Consider the following 867-nt stretch of genomic DNA (forward strand, 5'->3'; position numbering starts at 1 on the left):
GCGTTCACCGCAACCAGCACTGGCGCAGCAGGCTGCATGGCTGAGCTGCATCGCCATGCCGGTTTATGACGCGGCGGGCCGCCTGGCCGGGGCCATCAACGCCAGCACGTTCCAGCCCGAGGGCGACAATACGAACGGCATGCTGATCGCGACGTGCCTGTTACAGGCGGCCCGCCAGATCGAACAGGCCTGTTTCATGGATATGTACCGCAATCATACTATCATGATCCTGGGCATGGCGGAGGGAACGTCCGTGCCCATGCTGGCGCTGGATCAGGACCGCCGGGTGGTGGGGGCGACCCATGCCGCCCGGCAGCATATGGGCATTGCCCCCGCGCAGGAGGTGAGCCTGTGCCTGCTGAACGACACCACGGCCCCCATCACGCCGTTGCGTGACGCGCAGATCATGGCGATCGATACCGCGCTGGCCAGCGCACGGGGCAAGGTGGCCGTGGCGGCGCGGATGCTGGGCATCAGTCGCTCCACCCTGCACCGCAAGATACGCAGCCTGACCGGCGCGCCCGCCACGAAACGCGCCTGAACCGCCGGTAACGGACTGTTTTGAAAGAAGCTTCACCAAAAACTTCCCTGGGATTTGCGGGATGTCGCAAAGGCAGGCTTTTTCAAACAGCCTCCAGTAAACCCTGATGGTCCGCCCGCGGCCGCCCCGTTCCGCATTCCCTTGCGGTTCAGGGCGGGAGACAGGGTCAGATCCGGGGCCGGAGGGTATCGCGCGCCTCGCCCGTCATGCAGGCCATGCCCGCTGAAGGCGGCGGCGCATCCGGCAGGTGTTCCCCCACTACGCGCAGACAGAGCGCCAGCGAAAGGCTCCCGCATCCGGATGGCCCAGACTGCGCGCGCCATGGG

General features: G+C 66.3%; 1 protein-coding gene. It reads left to right on the top strand.

Annotated elements, in window-relative coordinates; translation table 11 throughout:
* Positions 1 to 541: helix-turn-helix domain-containing protein (locus JCM25156_RS26185; RefSeq protein ID WP_277909489.1), on the top strand; the 541-nt coding region annotated here is incomplete at its 5' end.
* Positions 542 to 867: the final 326 nt, after the last annotated feature.

Source organism: Komagataeibacter kakiaceti JCM 25156 (assembly GCF_000613305.1).